At 69.9% G+C, this 18,443-nt stretch carries 16 protein-coding genes and 1 pseudogene; 6 read left to right on the forward strand and 11 right to left on the reverse strand.

The window, feature by feature from the left end:
* Positions 1–149: 149 nt before the first annotated feature.
* Together ACFYM6_RS02205 and ACFYM6_RS02210 are read left to right on the forward strand one after the other, a co-directional pair.
* On the forward strand, positions 150–2,123 hold the full coding sequence (locus ACFYM6_RS02205; RefSeq protein WP_387271389.1) for a zinc ribbon domain-containing protein: 1,974 nt from the start codon (positions 150–152) through the stop codon (positions 2,121–2,123).
* Between the two features lie 9 nt (positions 2,124–2,132).
* Positions 2,133–2,902: pseudogene (locus tag ACFYM6_RS02210) on the forward strand (ISL3 family transposase); the annotation flags it as partial.
* Between the two features lie 146 nt (positions 2,903–3,048).
* Here ACFYM6_RS02210 and ACFYM6_RS02215 read toward each other — a convergent pair.
* The 4 genes from ACFYM6_RS02215 to ACFYM6_RS02230 all read right to left on the reverse strand — a co-directional run bounded on the left by ACFYM6_RS02215 (position 3,049) and on the right by ACFYM6_RS02230 (position 6,645).
* Complete coding sequence (locus ACFYM6_RS02215; protein ID WP_387271391.1) at positions 3,049–3,630, reverse strand: dihydrofolate reductase family protein; 582 nt, start codon at positions 3,628–3,630, stop codon at positions 3,049–3,051.
* Between the two features lie 66 nt (positions 3,631–3,696).
* On the reverse strand, positions 3,697–4,536 hold the full coding sequence (locus ACFYM6_RS02220; RefSeq protein ID WP_387271393.1) for a helix-turn-helix domain-containing protein: 840 nt from the start codon (positions 4,534–4,536) through the stop codon (positions 3,697–3,699).
* Positions 4,537–4,928: 392 nt separating this feature from the next.
* The gene (locus ACFYM6_RS02225) at positions 4,929–6,113 is read right to left on the reverse strand and encodes a low temperature requirement protein A (RefSeq protein WP_387271395.1); all 1,185 of its coding nucleotides are present in this window, start codon (positions 6,111–6,113) and stop codon (positions 4,929–4,931) included.
* Between the two features lie 343 nt (positions 6,114–6,456).
* Positions 6,457–6,645 (reverse strand): DUF2795 domain-containing protein, encoded by a 189-nt coding sequence (locus ACFYM6_RS02230; RefSeq protein ID WP_387271396.1) that lies wholly within the window; start codon positions 6,643–6,645, stop codon positions 6,457–6,459.
* Positions 6,646–6,770: 125 nt separating this feature from the next.
* Here ACFYM6_RS02230 and ACFYM6_RS02235 point away from each other — a divergent pair, with 125 nt between their 5' ends.
* Positions 6,771–6,965 carry a hypothetical protein gene (locus tag ACFYM6_RS02235; RefSeq protein WP_387271398.1) on the forward strand — a complete coding sequence of 65 codons (195 nt, stop codon included), beginning with the start codon at positions 6,771–6,773 and terminating at the stop codon, positions 6,963–6,965.
* An 80-nt stretch (positions 6,966–7,045) separates the two neighbouring features.
* On the opposite strand, the gene ACFYM6_RS02240 is transcribed toward ACFYM6_RS02235, so the two are convergent.
* Entirely contained in the window at positions 7,046–7,807 is a 762-nt protein-coding gene (locus ACFYM6_RS02240; protein ID WP_387271399.1) for an alpha/beta fold hydrolase, read from the reverse strand.
* 41 nt (positions 7,808–7,848) lie between these two features.
* Between ACFYM6_RS02240 and ACFYM6_RS02245 the strand changes: the two genes are divergently transcribed.
* A complete protein-coding gene (locus tag ACFYM6_RS02245; RefSeq protein WP_387271401.1) occupies positions 7,849–9,243 on the forward strand; it encodes a hypothetical protein in 1,395 nt (464 codons plus the stop codon).
* Positions 9,244–9,380: 137 nt separating this feature from the next.
* Here ACFYM6_RS02245 and ACFYM6_RS02250 read toward each other — a convergent pair whose 3' ends face one another.
* The 5 genes from ACFYM6_RS02250 to ACFYM6_RS02270 form a co-directional block, all read right to left on the reverse strand.
* Positions 9,381–9,731, reverse strand: a complete 351-nt coding sequence (locus tag ACFYM6_RS02250) for an STAS domain-containing protein (RefSeq protein WP_387271403.1) — start codon at positions 9,729–9,731, stop codon at positions 9,381–9,383.
* On the reverse strand, positions 9,728–10,141 hold the full coding sequence (locus tag ACFYM6_RS02255) for an ATP-binding protein (RefSeq protein ID WP_387271405.1): 414 nt from the start codon (positions 10,139–10,141) through the stop codon (positions 9,728–9,730). Before ACFYM6_RS02255 ends, ACFYM6_RS02250 begins: the two co-directional genes overlap by 4 nt.
* Positions 10,142–10,497: 356 nt before the next feature.
* A complete protein-coding gene (locus tag ACFYM6_RS02260) occupies positions 10,498–11,175 on the reverse strand; it encodes a hypothetical protein (protein ID WP_387271407.1) in 678 nt (225 codons plus the stop codon).
* Positions 11,176–11,334: 159 nt separating this feature from the next.
* On the reverse strand, positions 11,335–12,423 hold the full coding sequence (locus ACFYM6_RS02265) for a hypothetical protein (protein WP_387271409.1): 1,089 nt from the start codon (positions 12,421–12,423) through the stop codon (positions 11,335–11,337).
* Positions 12,424–12,915: 492 nt separating this feature from the next.
* Positions 12,916–15,072, reverse strand: a complete 2,157-nt coding sequence (locus tag ACFYM6_RS02270) for a hypothetical protein (RefSeq protein WP_387271411.1) — start codon at positions 15,070–15,072, stop codon at positions 12,916–12,918.
* Between the two features lie 626 nt (positions 15,073–15,698).
* Here ACFYM6_RS02270 and ACFYM6_RS02275 point away from each other — a divergent pair.
* Entirely contained in the window at positions 15,699–16,169 is a 471-nt protein-coding gene (locus ACFYM6_RS02275) for a hypothetical protein (RefSeq protein WP_387271413.1), read from the forward strand.
* A gap of 335 nt (positions 16,170–16,504) precedes the next feature.
* Here ACFYM6_RS02275 and ACFYM6_RS02280 read toward each other — a convergent pair whose 3' ends face one another.
* Positions 16,505–17,158: a hypothetical protein gene (locus ACFYM6_RS02280; protein ID WP_387271415.1), complete on the reverse strand. Its 654-nt coding sequence runs from the start codon at positions 17,156–17,158 to the stop codon at positions 16,505–16,507.
* An 828-nt stretch (positions 17,159–17,986) separates the two neighbouring features.
* Between ACFYM6_RS02280 and ACFYM6_RS02285 the strand changes: the two genes are divergently transcribed.
* Complete coding sequence (locus ACFYM6_RS02285) at positions 17,987–18,289, forward strand: MerR family transcriptional regulator (RefSeq protein WP_387271417.1); 303 nt, start codon at positions 17,987–17,989, stop codon at positions 18,287–18,289.
* Positions 18,290–18,443 lie beyond the last annotated feature (154 nt).

Raw genomic sequence — 18,443 nt, forward strand, 5'->3', positions numbered from 1 at the left:
TGTGGAACGTTTTCGGCTTTCCAAGGCGGGAAGCGTGTCGGTGTTCGCCCTGTGGCGCATCACGTTTGGGTTGGTTCGGGGAGGGTTCCGGTGGCGTGGGTCGGTCGTGAGGGCCGGTTTTTGTGGATCGGTGTTGAGGCGTTGAGTCGGTGAGCGGGAAGCTGCGGCTGGCCGAGGGTGAGATGGCCCGCACCGCGTGTGCCCGCGCATTGCTCCGCGTAGGGGTGGACGAGGAAACCGGCGAGGTGCTGTCTCCGGCGGTGCTGGCGCAGCGGGTTGGTTGGTGTGCCGATCTGGTGGCGGGCATGGCGGCCGCGTTGATCGGCGCGCATTGGAACAGCGTGGATGTGCAGGTGTTGGCTTCCGGGGTGGATGCGGGTGGGCGGCGGTTGCCGTCGAACGCGTGGATGGCGCTGCGGCGGCTGGGCTGGACCGCGACCACGCCTCAGGGTGTGAGGGTCAATGACCGCATCATCCGGATGGCCCTGGAGCAGGCGGGGCGTGCGCTGCGGTCGGTGAAGTGGCGTGCCGACCTGACGGCCGGGGTCCTGGCGACGTGGCCGGCCGATCCGCGTAAGCGCACTCCCGCCGAGTGGGATCAGGTTCGGGCCTCGATCCCCGGCGGGGAGTGTCTGCCGGCCAGCATCATCAAGTCCCGGACCCGGCAGGCCGGCACGTTCGCCAAGGTCAACGGCCGGCTGCCGGTGGACGTGTTCGAACTCGAAGGCGTCCCGAGGATCGGGCGGATGTTGTTGCTGGCCGCGTGTGATCGGCAGCAGGCCACCATCGAACGCAGCGATACCGACCCGGGCAGGGCGCTGCTGCGGCTGCAACTGCCCACCCGTCCGGATCCGCGAGGGTATCGGGACTGGACGTGGGTGGCGTGCCGGATCACGTTGCCGCCTACGGTTCCTGCCGCGGCGGTGCTGCACCTGCCCACCCTCCGCGTCACCGACGGGACGGTGCGTGCCGACCTGGCATACACGCACCCGGTGCCGAAAGCCGCGCGGACCGGTCACACGGTGGCGGTCGGTGTGGACTGGGGCCTCAACACCCTCCTCAGCGCCGGAGCCCTGCGACTGGGAAAGGATGGCCGGATCACGGCGTTGGGGGCAGGTGGACAATTCCGGGCCCCCGGGGTCCTAGCCAAGCAGCACCGCCTGCGCCGCCACAGTGAGCGGCTGCATGCGAAGGCCGACCAGTACGCGCGGCTGCTCGGCGGCCGCCCCGACGAGCATGTGAGCGCGAAACACGAGGTGCTGGCCGGCGAGATCCGCCACGTGTCCGCCCGCCGCCAAAACTTGAACGATGCGCTCGCGTGGGCTGCCGCCCGCTGGACGGTCGACCAGGCGATCGCCGCCCGGGCGACGGTGATCTATCTGGAAGACCTGCGCTCGTTGGAAGCCAAGGGCATGGGGCACAGCCTGAACACGCGTCTGTCCCAGCAGGTCCGCGGAAAGATCAGCGACCGGATGCGGCACCTTGCCGCCGAGCACGGTATCGCCGTGGTCACCGTCCCCGCCCGCAACACCTCCAAGCACTGCCCGCAGTGCCTGACCCCGCTGCGGCACCGTAAAGCCCCCGACAAGCGGACCGTCGCGGGATGGAAATGGGCCATCTGCCCCGACCAGTCCTGCCGTTGGCAGGGCGACCGCGACCACGGAGCATGGCGGCGCATCGCCGCCCGCGGCCTCACCCACCAAGCCAAAACCGTCACCGACAAGACCACCGGCGCCCTGGTGATCCGCACGGTCGTCGACGAGCTCGAAGCCAGCGCCGTCGTCACCCCAAGCACCACGGGCAGCCGGAGGGACCGGTCCAAGACCGGCCCCACCCGGCACCGCACCTCACGCCCCGCGCCCAGGCGACGCGGGGCACCCTCCCCCACCCGGCCTCACGGCCAGGCGGGCAAGCGTCCGGAGGGACACGCACCAACGGACCGGAGGCTGCCCCGCGCAGCCCACCGACACCAGGGCGTGAACACGATCAGCACACCCACCACCACCGGCCACCGGCCACGCGGAGCCGCACTGGGCGCCGGATTCCATCTCCACGCCCATGCATCTCCACCACGGTGGGAAACGATCCCGGAAACCCCATCCGACTCAGGATCGCTAAGCTGATCAGGGACGCTGCTGGACATGATCCCGGGCCGCTCCAAGGCCGCGTTCAAGGCCTGGCTTACCCAGCGCCCCCAGGCGTGGCGCGAGGCCGTGGAGGTCGTCGCGATGGACGGGTTCACCGGCTTCAAGACCGCCACTGCTGAGGAGATCCCCGCCGCGGTCGCGGTGATGGACCCCTTCCACGTGGTGCGCCTGGCCGGCGACGCCCTCAACGACTGCCGCCGCCGCGTTCAGCAGACCACCCGCGGCCGCCGCGGCCGTAAGAACGACCCGCTCTACCGTGCCCGGCGAACCCTGCACACCGGTGTGGACCTGCTCACCGACAGCAGGCCGCCCGACTCACGGCCCTGTTCGCCATCGATGAGCACGTCGAGGTCGAGGCCACCTGGGGCATCTACCAGCGGATGATCGCCGCCTACCGGCACCCCGACCCAGCCGCGGGCCGCGAGCTGATGGTCAAGCTGATCGAGTCGCTCAGCGCCGGCGTCCCCAGGCCGCTGGTCGAGATCGCCAAGCTCGGCCGCACCCTGAGCAAGCGAGCCGCTGACGTACTGGCCTACTTCGACCGGCCCCGCACCAGCAACGGTCCAGCCGAAGCGATCAACGGCCGCCTGGAGCACCTGCGCGGCTCCGCCCTCGGCTTCCGCAACCTCACCACCTACATCGCCCGATCCCTACTCGAGACAGGCGGATTCAGACCCCGACTACACCCTGCATTGGTGAAGAGCCGCTCTTCCTGGGGGTCGGCCAAAGATACGACGGAAACCGGCAACCAGTGATCTTGAGTTGAACTTGCCACAGGTGAGGTGCTGGGGCGGATCGGCGTCGGCTACCCGACCAGGGACAGCGATGCGCAAACGCAGCCGGAGGCCCGATCTTGTGTCACCGTTCGCAGTGGACTTCTTCGCGTACCCGCTCAGATCGGTCAACGGCGCACCCGATAGCGCAGGTGAAGCACCCGGTCGCCCTGAATCACCACGTCAGGATCCTCCAACAGGTGCTGCGCGTCGACCGACCCGAAGTAGCGCTTGCCGGACCCGAACACGACGGGTACGACGTCCATGCGCACCTCGTCGACCAGGCCCGCGGCAAGCACCTGGCCACCGACGTCGCCAGCGGCGACCTCGACCATGCGGTCACCCGCAAGCTCCTGCGCCTTGGCCACGGCTGCCTCGACGCCGTCGACGAAGTGAAACGGCGCCTCGGGGTCCCAGCCCTCGGGCGCCGGCCGGTGCGTCACGACGACCACGTGGTCGATCCCGCCCGGAGGCTTCCCGTCCCAGCCGTCCGTCATGTCGAAGACGTGGCGGCCGACGATTGTCACCCCGATCTGGTCCCAGTACGGCCGGGTGTAGTCGTAGGACGTCTGCGACACCTTCACCTCGCCGCTCTCGTCCAACGGGACGTCACCGCTGGACAACCAGTCGAACAGCGGTCCGGGCTGGTCATTCTCGTCTGCGACGAATCCGTCCACCGACACCGAGCTGTACATGACCACCTTGCCCACGGGGCTCTCCTCTGCTTTGGGATGCCCCCAAATTAGCGTGTCGTGAGCTGTCGCTCTTGTAAGAAATCAATCGGCCGGCAGCGGCCAGCCGTCCAGCGCGTGGCCGGGATGTTCGCGCAGGAACCGCCGCCGGACTTCGACGTACCGGGTCGGCGTGAGTCCGGTGAACGCCCGGAACTCGTGGCCGAAGTGGGCCTGGTCGAAGTAGCCTGCGCCACCGGCGAGGTCGCCCCAGTCGATCGGTCCGGCGGGGTTGATCGCGAACACGGTGGCGGCGAAGCGGTAGGTGCGGGCCAGCCGCTTCGGCGTGACGCCGATGAGCTCCTTGAACCGCTGTGTCAGATGAGTGCTGCTGACACCGGCTGCCACCCTCAGGTCGCCGATCGCCACCGCCCCGCTGGTCGCCGCGATGACGCTGCTCGTATGGCGGACCAGCCCCAGGCCGGCGGTCTCGCACAGCCGTCGCATTAGCTCCTCCTCGAGCAGCGTCAGCATCTCGTGCGGTCCGTCCGCCGTGGCCAGCCGGTCTCGCAGCTCAGCAATGGCGGGCCGGCCCCAAACCTGCTCCACCGTCACCGGCCGGTCACACAGCTCGGCCGCGGGCATCGGCAGGAACGGCGCCAGCCCCCACGGCTTGAAGTGCACGCCGACGGACCGGGTCCGGAGTGGGTAACCGAACTCCAACGCGCGGGTGGGCATGGTGACCACGCAGCCGTCGGCGTACTCGGCCGTCTCGATGTCAGCGCCGGCACGAATGCGGAACGGCGCCCCGAGGTTGACGATGAGCAACGCCGCCGGCATCGGCGGCAGCGTCAGCCGGGCGTACGGCGGCGCACCCTCCAGGTAGTAGAGGTCGTCGATCAGCCCGTCCAGCGGCGGTCGCGGCACTCTGGACACGTACTCCACGCCCACAGCATCGCCGACGCCCCGCCGGCATCGCGCGCCGGGATGGTCCAGCCGCGCTGCCGCCAGCATCGAGCCGGCGCCGATCCCGGACGAGCGCCCGGCCGCGGACATTTGCGTGGGATACGCGTGCTGCGTGAGAGATGGAGGATTCTCGGCCCTCCAGGAACGCCTTGTAGATCTGGTTTTTGCGCGAGTTCGACGACGATCGGCGTATCAGCGTCACCGAAGACACTTTGCATTGTGAAGAGCCGTGAATCCGGCCGGCATCGGAACATCCGAGCACCCGTGGAGCACCCCTGCCAACTGGCGTGAGGCCCCCGGTTTTAGAGGGACGGGGAGGCTGGATTCTTCGACGACGCACCTGCCGGGCGGACGGTTGGGGCCGCCTGCGTTTACATGGCGGGCGAGGGTGGCTCGGGTGGTTTTCCGTGGGCGCGAACGGCGTCCGAGATGGCGATCCCGGCTAGCACGAGGGTTCCCGTGAGGGCGGCCACCAGTGAGGGTACGAGCACCATCGCGGGTGCGGAGACGGCCAGCACGAGCAGTCCGACCAGCCGGGACGGCGACACTCGGCTGAACACCTCGTATTCGAATCGGGCTCGTCCGGCCAGGAACAGTGCGGGTCCGCCGAGGATGACGCCCGTCAGCCAGGGTGTGGTGTGTTCGGCGGGATGGGCGATGACGATTTCGAATCCGGCGGCGGCGGCGACCACGCCGGCCACCATGAGCAGGTGGGTGTAGGGCGCGGACCGCACGAATCCGCCGGGATCCCGGGAGGACTGGATGGCGGCTTTCAGCAGGGCCCCGGCGCGGTGGACGTAGATCTGCCACAGCAGCACGGTGGCGGCGAACGCGACGAGGAGCGCCGCGGTGCGGTCGGCCGTCAGGTCGTGGCCGGCGTAGGTGAGGGCGGTGACGAGAATGAGGTCGCCGAGGGTGAGGGTGAAGAACTGCTGGTAACGCTCCGCCAGGTGGTCGGCTGCCACCCCGTACTGGGAGGCCGGTACCCGACCGAGCCCGGGTGTGGGGTAGCGAAGCCAGGCTGAGCCGTAATCGATGGCGAGCGCGGCCGCCCACAGCAGGCCCCGCGCGGTTGCGCCGGCCACGAGGCCGCCGGTGAGCCATGGTACGGCGGAGACAAGGAACCAGAAGACGAACCGCCCGGCGTGCACTCGTGCTTGGCGTCCGTGCAGCGCGGCGGCCAGGAAGAGGCCTCGGCCAACGTGGATCGCCACGTACGCGCCCGCGAACACCAGGGCGTGGCCGGAGAAGGCTGCGGGCAGCGAGCCGGCCATCAGGAGGGTGCCGAGCATGGCCCAGAGCGTCATGACGACGATGGGTGGCCGCTGTGGGTGGTAGAGGTCGGTTGCCAGTGCGGTGACGGACCAGACCCACCAGACCGCCATCAGCAGCACCACGGCCTGGAGGATCCCGCCCCCGCTGAGATCGTGGGCCAACGTTCGCGAGATCAGGGCGAGCGCGGCGACGAACGCCAGATCAAGGAACAGTTCCAGCAAGGTCGCGCGTTGTGGGCCGCCGCCGTCACGTCCCAGCCCCACCGCCTGATCGGTCGTCATTGGATGCGCGTCCTGGGTTGACTCCGGTCTTGAGGGATCGACGACAGTTTCCGGGCAGCGGGACCGGTCGGACCGAATGATCCAGCGGTCGTCGTCGTTGACAATAGCCGACCTTCGGCTTGAAGTTCCTAAAGACTGTCAACACGCCTCAATCCAGACCATCGTGCTTCGGCTGAAACTCGAGGCGGTCGATCATTGCGCGGCGACTACGGAGCCACGACCACCAGCCGACTCCCCCGTCCTCGGGCTGTCAAAGACGAACTGGATGGCCAAGTCCTCGCTGCTGCCGCCGCTGGTCGTACGGCTGAAGGCGGGGCTTCGGCCAGCGTCGCCGCCTCCACGGTTACTCCTTCCCGAACGCTTCGCTGACGTCATTGGGGGAGTTGAACCGGTCGGCGGGCAGGTTCTCCAGCGTGCGGAGCGCCTCGTCGTCGGCGCCGTTGTCGCGCGCCCGCTGGATCAGTGTCCGCTTGTCGACCGGGTAGTCGACGCCGCCGAGGTGCTTCTGCAGCTGGATCGGATTGGTCGCCATGTTTGGCCGGTACCCGCTGCGGCGTGCCCTATGCCGCCGCCCGTGATCTGGTGTGCACCGGGACTTCTCTCGCCTGGGGCGGTTGGAACCGGCGGAGAGGAGTTGTCCGATACCGAGCAACCGGCATGCCGATGCTCGACACGTACCTGAAGTCGATCATCCTTGGCCATGCCGAGCTCGCCGCCGATCAAGGCGCTCAACAACTGCGCGGGCGGATCTGCGCCGGCGCCTGCCGGGCGTACGAACAGGAACCCCGCAGTGACTTCCCGGGCGCACTTGGCGCAAACCGCATCAGGTCGCGGCTCGTTTGCGGGGTTTGAGGTCCGGCTTGCCGCCGCTTCGGCGGCCGACACAGGGACTGCATTCGCCCCGTCAACACTGGACCTCGTAGGGGCATTACTCATGGCCGCAGTGCCTCGGCGAACCTGCGTACTGGTTCTGACCATGCCTGCGGGTCTAGCCAGGGGAACGTGTGTGCGCCAGGCAGTTCAACGAACTGGCCGCTCGGCACGATGTTGGCCAGGTGCCGCGCCCACTGGCGGGTGCTGAGCCGGTCCTGTTCGCCTCGCAGGACCAACAGCGGGACCGTCAGCCGCGCCAGTGGCTCCTCCATGACATGACGAAGATGAGCCCGGACCAGATGCACCAGCCGGCGCAGTCCCGCGCGCCTCCACTCCGGCCAGTGCGACTCGGTCAGACCAGGAGGCTCATGCCGGCCGTCGAGCTGCCACCGAACGAGCAGGCGCACCAGGCCGCGGGCCACCGGGTCGACGGTGGGGCTGGCCAGTACCAGTCCAGCCACGCCGGGATGGCCCACGGCCGCCTCCGCGGCGACCTGGGTGCCGCTGGAATGCCCGGCCAGGATCACGGGGTCGGGTTGTCGGGTGGTCAGCCAGTCCGCCACGGCGTGTCCGAACTCCGGAACCGACAGCTCGTGTGGTGGCTCGCCGCTGCCGCCGAACCCGGGCAGCTCCACCAGGTGCGCGCGAGTCCACCTGCCGAACGCCGCCAGTCCCGGCAACAGGTAGTCGGCCACGGCCATCCCTTGGACGAGGACGACCTGTGGCACTTCGGGGCGCGGGACACCGACTGCCCGGCTTCGCATCCGGCCCAGCACCCCGTCGTGGTATGACGTGGTGACGTCGCGCGGGAACTCGGGCATAGCTCGTGGTACCCGCGCTTGCAGGCATGATTCGGCCGGAGGTGGCCATGGGGCTGCCGCGGGAGGTCGCCGGCTTCGACTCCGCGTCCGCGATGGTGGTGGCGTTGGCCCGGTTCCTGCACGGCCGGGACACGCCGCCGCTGGGCAAGCCGGCCTTCCGGGCATTGCGGCCTGCCGCCGCCGTGGCGGCCCGACTGCCGGTGACCACCCGCCAGTGGATCTACAGCGTGTTCAGCGGGGCTGAGGGCCGCCCCGAGGCGGACATCGCTCGGATCGACGCCGATGCCGTCGCCGCCGCGGTAGCCGGTCTCTATCCGCGCCGCCGCTACCCGGCGGTGGTGATCGGATCCTCCAACGGCGCGCTGACCCACCTCTGCGCCGCGATGGGCGTGCCCTGGCTGCCACAGACGCTGCTGCTCCCCGTACGCCAGCAGCACGTCCCACCGGATGACCCGATGCGCGCGGCGCACGCGTTCGACCGCACCGCCCGCGCCTTGCTCGATCGCAATCCCGCTCTGGTGCTGCACCACATGCACGACCCGAACCAGGATCGCCTCACCCTGCGCCGGATGGCGTACTTCCGGGTCAAACGCACCCGGCTGGGGCCCGCGTACGAGAAGTTCATCACCGACGTCCTCGAACCGGGCGGCACCGTCCTGATCGCCGAATGCGGCCAACGGTGGCCCACCACCCGCATCGGTGAACGCCATCTGTTTCAGTTGGGCGCGGTCGGCGGCATGCCGGCCGAGGAATATCGCGACGGCGGCCTGCGGGTGGCGGACTACCTGCGTCGCTATGGTGCCGCGGGCTCCCGATGGCAGGCGCCCCCGGCCGATGCCAAGAGCCCGGAAGCGGAATGGGGCTTCGAGCCGGCACTCCGCGACGACATCACCGCCTATGCCGACCGCCACGGCTTCCAGACGGCCCGGCTGGTGTTCGACCAGCCCGAGGACCTCAGCCCGCTGATCGCAGACCTCTACCGCTGGTGGTACCGGCAACGGACCCTGCCAGCCAACCGGTTACTGATCGACTCATTCATACTGTTCGACCCCCGGTGGACGCTGCTCACCGGCAGTGTGCCGTACTGGACGGCCTTTCCGGTCCAGCCATCACTCGCTGGCCTGCGCCGCTACCTCGATAGCGGCGACGACTACGATTACCTGCATCTGGCGCTGTTCTGCCACGGCGTCGACTCCGTCGGAATCGCGACCGTCGAACAATGGCGCGAGCTTCTACAGCGGGCCCGGGTCGCCGGTGCATTCGCCGGCGTCTCACCCGGCCGGTACCCCAACGACCCATACACCTTCTTCGGCTACCAGCGCGCCTTGCGCACCATCCCAGACCGGCACCCCCTCCCACGGCCCTTGTCCCTGACCGCAATCGCGGCATTCCTGAGAAACGCCCCGGACCGCTACCCGCGGGTGGAGATCGCCTGATCTGTGAACTCCTTACGCGCAACGCACCGACAAACGGACGTCCTGCGTGCAGTTGGCGTGACGGCTGCGGTGGAGCTCGCTGACCTGCGGCCTGCCCTAGGCGGAGGACGGGCCGCGCGAGCCGTCCCAGCCGCATGTCAGGTGCCGCGGGACGGGCTGGCTTCTGTGGTGTCGTCGGGTTCGAGCAGGGGCAGGATGCCGGTGACGGTGAGGACTTTGCGGACGTGGCCGGTGGGGTTGATCAAGTTCAGGGTGCCGCCCGCAGCGGTGGCGTCGTGGTGGGCGGTGACGAGGACGCTGAGGATTGTCGAGTCCAGGAAGGTCAGCTGGGACAGGTCGACGTCGAGGACGGGGTTGGCCTGCAGGGTGGTGGTGAGCAGGTCGCGGAGTTGGTCGACGGCGGTGAGGTCGAGTTCTCCGGACAGGGTCACCACGGCGCGGTCGGGGTGGGTCTCGGCGCGGGCCTGCCACAGCTTGTCCCTGCTCATGACGCCGTCCCCGTGGGCAGTGTGGTGGTGACGGTGGCGGTCAGTCCGGTTGGGGTGTTGTCGAGCATGAGTCCTGTGGTGAGGTGTTGGGCGAGCCACAGGCCGCGGCGGCCGGGTCGGGTGGGTTCGGGTAGGGCGGGCAAGTCCTCGCTTATGCCGGGACCGTGGTCGCTGACCTGGCAGGTGAGCTGGTCGCCGAGTTGGCGCAGCGTCAGCTGCCCGCTGCCGCCGCCGTGGCGCACGGCGTTGGTGGTCAGCTCGTTCACGGCCAGCACGAAGTCCTCCAACTCCTCTCCAGCGAGGCCGGCGGCAGCGGCGGCGGCGGTGACGGCGTGCCGCAATTCGGGCACCCGCTCGGCCGTGATCAGGGCAGCCAGCAACAGCGTGGTGTCGCCGCTCGCGCTGAGCATGTCCGGACCGTACACCACCTGGTGTGCCTGCGCCGCTGTACCTGCTGACCACCGCCGAGGGCGGCCCGTGCACGGCGGCGAGGGCGCGACGAGCACCCTGCCGCCACAGCCCCTTCAATACAACGGAGACAGCGATGGCACAAGGCCGACAAACCAGAGCCACCGACACGTTCGGGCACGTACCTAGATCAGTGTCTGGCATGGACCGATGCGAGCGCTGGCCACCGCCCTGCTCCGGTCGGTCGCCGTGATCGGGTCCATGCTGCTGATCCTCGCGTCGGGTCGCCGACCGGCGATGCGCCGTTTCCGCGGCCCGCTGACCCGGCGGCGACGACGCCCCGGTCAGGCCGGGTGGATCAGCGCACCGCCCACCGGGTTGACGGGTTGTTGCGGGCGAGGACGAGCGGACGCCGCGCCGGTGAGCGGGTGTTGCGGCTGGACCGGCCGGTCCAGAACGGCGGCAGCCGCCACATCGCGTGTGTGGTGTGGCCGCCGACGGGGAAGGCGGCCCGTTGGGTGTATCCGTGCCGCCGGAACAGGTTGAGGTCGGCGTCGGTGAACACCTCGGCGTACGTCGGCAGGCTGAGCGTGTCCATCCAGGATTGTGCTCCGGCGAGGACCGCCTTGGCGCGGCCCGACTCCCCCGATCCCGGTGCGGCGAGCAGCGCCAGGTGGTTGTGCGCCTCGGTGGGCCGCCGCGCGGCGAGGGCCTGGTCGAACTGGAGGAACCGGTTCTGGTGTGCGCCGCACGCGTCGGCGAGTCGGTCGGCGTAGCGGGCGGGGGGTGGGATGGGTCGGTAGCGGTGGAGCCAGACGGTAGCGGCCGTGCCGTCGGGGAGCAGGAACGCGTCGCCGAAGAGCAGCGCGTGTTCGGTCCAGATCCGGGCCACGGCGGCGAGAACGGTAGGCCGCTGCTGCTCGTCGGGGACGAGCCAGGCGCCGAGGGCGGTGGGGGAGAGGGCGTCGGTGACGAGATCGGCGATCCGGCCGATGTCGCACCACCGGGCCCGGACGACGGGCATGTTCACGTTCATGGGTAACTCCTGGTCACCATCGTGATCGGGTACGTCGGGAAGGACGCCGGCGTCGTCGCGGGACCGCCGCGGGCCGGCGCGGGCCACCAGGGGCCGTCAGGCATACGGGTACGCAGAGGCCGCCGGTGCCGCGCGGACGGCACGCAAACGGCCCGCCGGTCAGGCGGGCCGGGTGCCCGGTCGGGGCGAGCGGGACGGGAGGGCGTCGTCGCCGGTCGGGTGGCAGCGGCGCCCGGCCAGGCTGGGCGGCGTCCACACCGACGTGGGGGCGTCGGCTGGGCTGCCGTGGACGGAGCCGGACGCGCCGGAACCACTGGTGCCAGGGAAGGGCGTCGCTGGCGCGGAGTCCGCGTCCGGCCGCAGCGGGTGCGGCCCGTCCGCCCCGGCGAGGCGCGGCAGCGACGACAGCTGTGCCGTGGTGTGCCAGTCCGTCGGGATGCTGGTGGGGGCCGGTTTCGAGGCGGGCCTGGCCGGTGCGGCGACCGGTCCGGTGAACGGCCCGGTGCAGGCCGGTCCGACCACCGGACCGGTCGGCGGCGTCGTCGCGGGGGGTGCGGTGGCCGGCGGGTCCAGGAGGTCCGTCACCGGGTCGAGGGTCTCGAGCACGGGATCCAGCGGCTCGAGCACCGGATTCAGCCCTCGCCAGACGGGCGAGAGGACCGGGGCGAGCGGCTGGATCACCGGACGCAGGGCGTCGGCCACCGGGGCGAGCACGCCGGACCGCACCGGGTCGGTGACCGGGCGCAGGGCGTCGGCCACCGGGGTGAGCACCCCGGCCCGGACCGGCTCCGTGACCGGACGGAGCGCATCACCCACCGGTGCCAGCACCTTCCCGCCGCCCGGCCGGGGGGCTGGTCGGCCCGCGCCATCGGCGGGTTTCGGCGTGCCGACCTGGACGGGGCGGGCCGGCGGTGGGGTGACCGGGTTCGCCGGCCGAGCGGCGGGCCGGGTCGGCGGACGGCTCGGCGCCGGGTGAGGGCCGGCTCCGCTCGGCGGGGTGCCGGGGGCCGTCTCGCCGGGAGGCATATCCGGGGCAGCTGGCGGTGGAGTCGCCGTGTCGAGGATCGGGCAGAGGACGCTGGTGAGCAGGTCGACGGCGGCGTCCACCGGCACGGCCGGCGGACGGTCGGCGGCGTGGGCGACTCCGGTGGTGGCGGCCTCGTGGGCGCCCCAGGCCACGACGACCCCGCCGAGCAGCAGCCCGAGGCGCAGCGCGACCCGCGTCCACCGCCCGCCCCGTCGAGTCATCCGGCACCCTTCCGACCCCCGGCCATCGCCGACGGTCAACTCCCGCACTCTACCGAATGCGGTCGATCGATCACAGTCTGCCGCAGATCGGAACAGGGCGTCGCGTCGCAGGCGTGGATGCTCCGGCCGCTGGCAACCACCGGGCCCATGAGCTGTCAAGCTCGTTGGTCCTCGGTGCCTCGGGCAAGCGTCAGCGCGCCGCCCGGTACTCACCGCCCGGGAAAACGAAAAGCTGGTCCGGAGGACGACCTGGAGTTGCGACCAGCGGGCGCGCCTGGATGGGTGTTGGGCGACGGGGCGACGGCCTCCGCTGCTGCGCCCCCTGATAGCCCATCCCCCCGCCACCATGTCAGCTCACAGGGCCACGCCGGTGTCGGCGAAGCTGCCACAGTGGCTATGTCGGCTGATTCCACAACAGTGCGGTCGAGTCGCCTGTCGCCTGTCGCCTGTCGCGTCGGCGTCGGGTAGGCGCGCCGCTGGTGATTCGTGCTGTTAGGTGCTGGGGTGGTTGATCTGGTCGGTGAGGTGCTGTACGGCTGCCTGGTACGGCGGTTGGGTGTGGTATGGCCAGTGGCGTTCGACCGGTGGTGGCACGGTGTCGGCCGGGTCGATGGTCACGGCGCGGGGGTCGCGTAGCCGGACGTCGACCGCCTCGGCGGCCGGGGGCTCGTACGGTGGTTGTGCGTCGTGGTGGTGGTCGAAGACGGGTCCGCCGATGGGGTCGGTGTCTCGCCAGAGGTTGCGCCAGCGCCAGTCGAGCCGTTCGCCGAGGTCGCACAGGGTCTGCTGGCCGAGGTAGGCGGGGTAGAGGCGGGCGTAGATGCGGTGTAGCGGGCAGCCGTGGGTCAGCAGGGCGACCCGGGTCAGGGCGTCGGGTGGTAGCTGTAGGACGGTGGCTGCGGCCAGGACGGAGCCGTGACTGTGTCCGGAGATGACCACGGGGCCCTGCGCGGCGAGCGCGGACACCCGTTTGGTCAACTCGGGCACGGCGCGGGCGGCGTAGCAGGGGGGCGCGAACGGGTGGACGGTGCGCGGCCAGAAGGTGCCCAGGTCCCACAGGACCGCGACGAGCCGTCGGGTTTCGGCCGATCGGTAGGCGCGGAAGCCGAGGATCAGCAGCCCGATGACAAGCAGGCTGATGATCCAGATCCCGACGTCGGTGACGTACGCGGCGAGCACGGCAGCACCGTCGCGCTGCCCGCCGATCTCGGCGACGAGCTGGGTGGGACCGACTCCGATCAGGTCGAGCGCGATGGTGGCCAGGCCGACCGACGAGATCACGAAGAACGCGACCAGCATGGGCCCCAGTTCCTCGGCCACGTGGGATCTGGCGATGGTCTCGCGGACCACATGGAGCCGGGATGCCGCGCCGGTGGGGGCATGGGGATAGTCCTGCTTGATGATGCGTTGCGCGTAGGCGCGCCGCCGTCGGCGGCTGACCAGCAGCGTGATGGCGGCGGCCGCGGTGACGATCAACAGGGCGGTGAGTCCGGCGAGCGCGGCCCACCAGTACGCCACCGGCGGCTCCAGCGGGCCGAGGGCCGGTGGGTTCGGCCGGATCGGATCGGGAATGCGACCGCGGTCGAGATGGTCGGCGACCCGGAAGACCAGCGTGGCGGTGAACGCGGAGGCGACACTGACCGACAACGCCGCCACGACCGGCGTGCCGAGCCCACGCAGGAATGGGCGGGTACCGGCCGGGTGTGTCCGCTGCCGCGCGACCGTGAGCGCGGCGATCAGCACGAGCAGGACGCCCTGCGCCGCGATGAGGCCGGCGGCGCTGCCCTCGAAGCTCGGCAACTGCCCAACCACGGCCTGAACCTCGCGGGTGAGCGCGGCGTATCCGAGGCTCAGGACGGTCACCCCGGCGACGATCGCCCACAGCAGACGCAGGAAGCGCCGGGCCCGCGGCCGCCCCGCTGGCACGGGCAGGCAGAGCAGCACCACGCAGAACGCCACCAGGCCGGTGGCGGCGTCCAGCAGCAGCGAACCGACCAGGTTCCGCCCGCCGTCCGAGACGCCGGCGAGCAGGCTCACGTCGACCGTGCCGGCACCGAGCCCGACGTGGATGTGACGCAGCCACGAGGTCACCCGCTCGTCGTCCCAGAACCCCGGCGTGCTGAGGCTCTCCGTCATCTCCGAGGGCTGCGGCTGCGGCGACGACGCGCCGAAGCCCTCGAAAGCGCGCGCCGACCGGGCACCGACCGCCCAGAACAGGCGCAACGCGAGCAGCGGGATCAGCGCCAGCACTGCCAGGCGGGGTCCCATCGGCAGCGCGGCGAGCCAGGACAGGTACCACCGGCCAGCGCGGCACTCGACGTACGGCACGCACTGCCAGCCCACCAGGTTCACCGTGACGCCGACGATCGCCAGCGTGAACGCCACGGTGAGGGAGCCGGCGAGCAGGCGACACAACGCGCCGAGCAGACCGAACCGATCCGTCGGCGTCGGGCGTAACCAGATCGCGACGTTGCCCAGCATGAACGGCAACAGCAACAGCATCGAGGCGGTACGAACCGCCGCGCCAGCTGTCAGAGCACCCCAGCGGTACGCCTCGACCGCCACCCCGGCGGTGGCACCCCCGGCCGAGCCGTTGTCCGGCCGGACCCGGTAGAACCCGGCATGCCGGTCCCCGGCCACGCGCACCACGACCGGATGATCGAGAATCGTCTCCGCCGACGCGCCCGACACCCCGTGCACACGCAACTCGACAGCCTCACCCCCACCTGCAGTGCCCACGCCGACAGGGTCACAAACGACCACCGCCACCCGCTGCCGAAACCGTGAATTGCTTCAGCCGACAGTGTGCCGCTCGCGCGTCGGCTGCTTTTTATTGATGTCGTCAGCAGCCGACGACCACCACCGCACCGATCCGCTCGTGCCTTGCCCACCCATCTGAGACCTGTGCTGAAACCCGAGCCCGCAGCCGCTGCGGATCCAGAGCCAACAGACGGCACGACGGACACAGCGGCGGTAGCCCATCGTCACCTTTCCCCGGATCGCTCGGCGCGCAGCGAAACCCGACAGGTACCACATCGGCCAGTGGAAGACAGTACTTCACCAGATTTCCCCTGCTGGCACATGAGAAGCGCCTTCACATGATGAATGAGCCTTTCCAAGCTGATCTCGCAGCTCAGAGCAGGTGCGCGAACCGAGGGATTGATGAGGGCGCGGCTCCAAGCCCTCCTCGTCCTACACCGCGTCGAAGGCGACCCGCTACTAAGGACGAAGAACGACTCAGTCAGTCACGATGGGAGCTGCACTACAGTGCGAGGGTGACGAGTACCCCCCGGGAAGCGGAAGCGCGCCTCGGTCCGGTCGGCGCGCTACTCTGCCGACTGATGTTCCTGGCCATCTGCCTGCCCGGACCGGTCCTGCTCGCCGTCGCTGCGACGCTAGACCCACTGCGGTCGCCCGCAGACTTCTGGGGCCTACTCGCTGGTGGCGTACTGGTGACGATCGTCGGTGTCGGTTTCGGCGTCTTCGGCTGGCGGCTGGTCACCCGCTCGCGCCGCGACGCGCGTCGGCTATCCGCCGCTGGTGTCGCCGCGACGGCGGAGATTCTCGCGGTGGCGAACCACCTCGGCGGAGAGGAACCTGGGCTGGAACTTCACCTGCGTATCAGCGGGCCCGGGTTCGCCACGTTCGAGGCAGACACGATCAGCGCCGACGACCCGGCCCTCGTGCCCGGCGCGTTGCTGGCCGCCGTCGTGGACCCCGTTGATCGTCTCTTCTCGATCACCTAGGACGCGGCGACCCATCCGAGCAACCTTGTCGTCACACATCCTCATCCTCATCCGAATTGAGGACGTCGCTCGATGTTCCGGCGGCCCTATTCAAGTGCCGCTGCCATGCGCTGAGGTTTCACGTAGAAGCGCGTCGTCGGGTTCGGTAAAGCTCGATCAGTGAGCCACTTTCATCCTGCGTAGCGATGGCGACTGGATCAGCCGACCGGCGCGGCTTGGTCAGTGGAACAGGCGCCAGCAGCAAGTCGAACCGTCCTGCCGCAACGCCCAGGCTGGCCAGCCGGGTTCCGCTCACGCGGCCAAGCCGAGAGCGGCAAGCGGGCGGGAGCGCAGGTCTACCGCTCGTTTCCGGGCTGCTCATCGGCCCCAGCGGGCCAGCCGCCGACGACGGCGAGGTCGGCCTTCAGGTTCACGATCAGGGAGCAGGGGCTGCCTGCGGGTGAGTGCGGCTCGGAGCAGGGGCACTGCCACTGGCCGCTGCCTAACGCGTCGATCGCGCGGACGAGCACGGTGCGCGAGTACACCAGCGTGGTGCCGCCGACGGTGACGGGCTGCTTGCTGGTGTTGGTTCTGAGCTGCGCGCTGATGCCGACGATCGCGTCGGCGGCGTCGGTGAGGACTCCGGCGGCGTCGGCAGGTGCCTCGCCGATCTGTTCGGTGGCCAGCTTGCACACCATGCCGAGCGCGGCGAGCACGCGCCCCGCGTCCGGCACGGTGAGGGCCATTGGTTCGGCTTCGGTCATCACCTCGTGGTAGGTCGCGGCGTGCGCGCCGAGGATCTTCGCCATCAGCGCGATGACCTGCGGGGTGATGTATGTCTGCAGCGCGGTCCGCTCGGTGACGCCCAACTGGCTGGCCACCGCGGTGACCCGGTCCACGAGGAGGTCCGCGGCTTCGGCCGGCACGAAGACGACGCCTTGCTCGCGGGCTTCCTGCTCAAGCTGGGCGAGCCGTTCCTTGAACAGGTTCGTGTTGCGGAAGTGGGCCATTCGACGTCTCCTGCCTCGCCGCTTCCCCGCTGCCGGGCCTGCGACAGCCCGAGATTCCACGGAACCCTAACGGCACCGCCCGGCCGAGCCAAGCGGCATCCATCACGGCGACATGGTCCGGTGCACGGCCGCTGGCGAGCCCGGCCAGTTCGTGGCCCGCATACCCGGTCGGTCCCCCGGCACGCCGCACCGACTCGGCGGAATCTATGCGCGAGTTAGTAGACATGCTCGCCGTCACCGGTTATATTTTCTGAGGTTGAGAGCAGAGGAACAACAAAGGCGCGGACGAAACCGCCCGACGAGGCGAGGGGGGCAGGGCCAGCAAGCGACACGGCCCTGCTCAGCACGAGAAGTACCAGGCAGTTGAACGACAGCACCTTGTAGTTGAAGTGGAAGTTCAGTACGGCAGTACCCGGGGGAGACATGCTCCCGGGCGCACCGAAGTGGCGGGGCCGATGTCAGAGTTCAGGGTTCCGCTGCTAGCAGTAACCGTTCCGCCGCACGTGTCTGGGGCCATGAAGTCGCGTGGGGTTCCGACACCGGCGGACAGCAAGTAGAAGTAGAGGAAGTCAGAGGAGAGGGAGGGCTGTACACACCGTTGGATCGCCCGCTGTCGGCCGCATCGACTGGGCTCGGCGCGGACACCGTTGTTTCCATCGAACGAGAGGTGGTCTCCGGTCACGCTTATGCGATCCCCGCACCCGAAGCCGACTCGCGCGGCTGGTGCGGATATGACTCACCGACGTTCCTGTCGGTGAATGGTGTTTCTGACCCGTAACCCTTGGGCCCCGGCGCTACGGCGCCGGGGCCCTCGTGATGGAGGTGTGCATGGCACAACCGGATGACAGGCTCGACGACGAGGATTACCCGGCCTACACGATGGGCCGCGCGGCGGAAATCGTCGGCTGCTCGCCGGACTTTCTACGCCGGCTCGGCGAGGCGAAACTGATCGACCCGTACCGCTCCGGCGGCGGCCACCGCCGCTACTCGCGATACCAACTGCGGCTGGCCGCCCGCGCCCGCGAGATGTGCGACCAGGGCACCGACATGGCCTCCGCCGTACGGATCATCATCCTCGAAGACCAACTTGAGGAAGCCCTGCGGCACAACCAATCTCAGCAGTCCCGCTGACCACACCCGACCCGGCGACGACCTGGCGTCACCGCTCGCAGCCCCGGCCCCGTGCCGCAGACGCCCGGACGGACGCTATCACCATGCCCACCGAGCCCATCGCCACCCGGGGGCGGCCAGCTGAAGGGCTTCCGCACTCCGTGGAGCCTGACCT

Source organism: Micromonospora sp. NPDC006431 (genome assembly GCF_042870725.1).
GTDB lineage: Bacteria > Actinomycetota > Actinomycetes > Mycobacteriales > Micromonosporaceae > Micromonospora.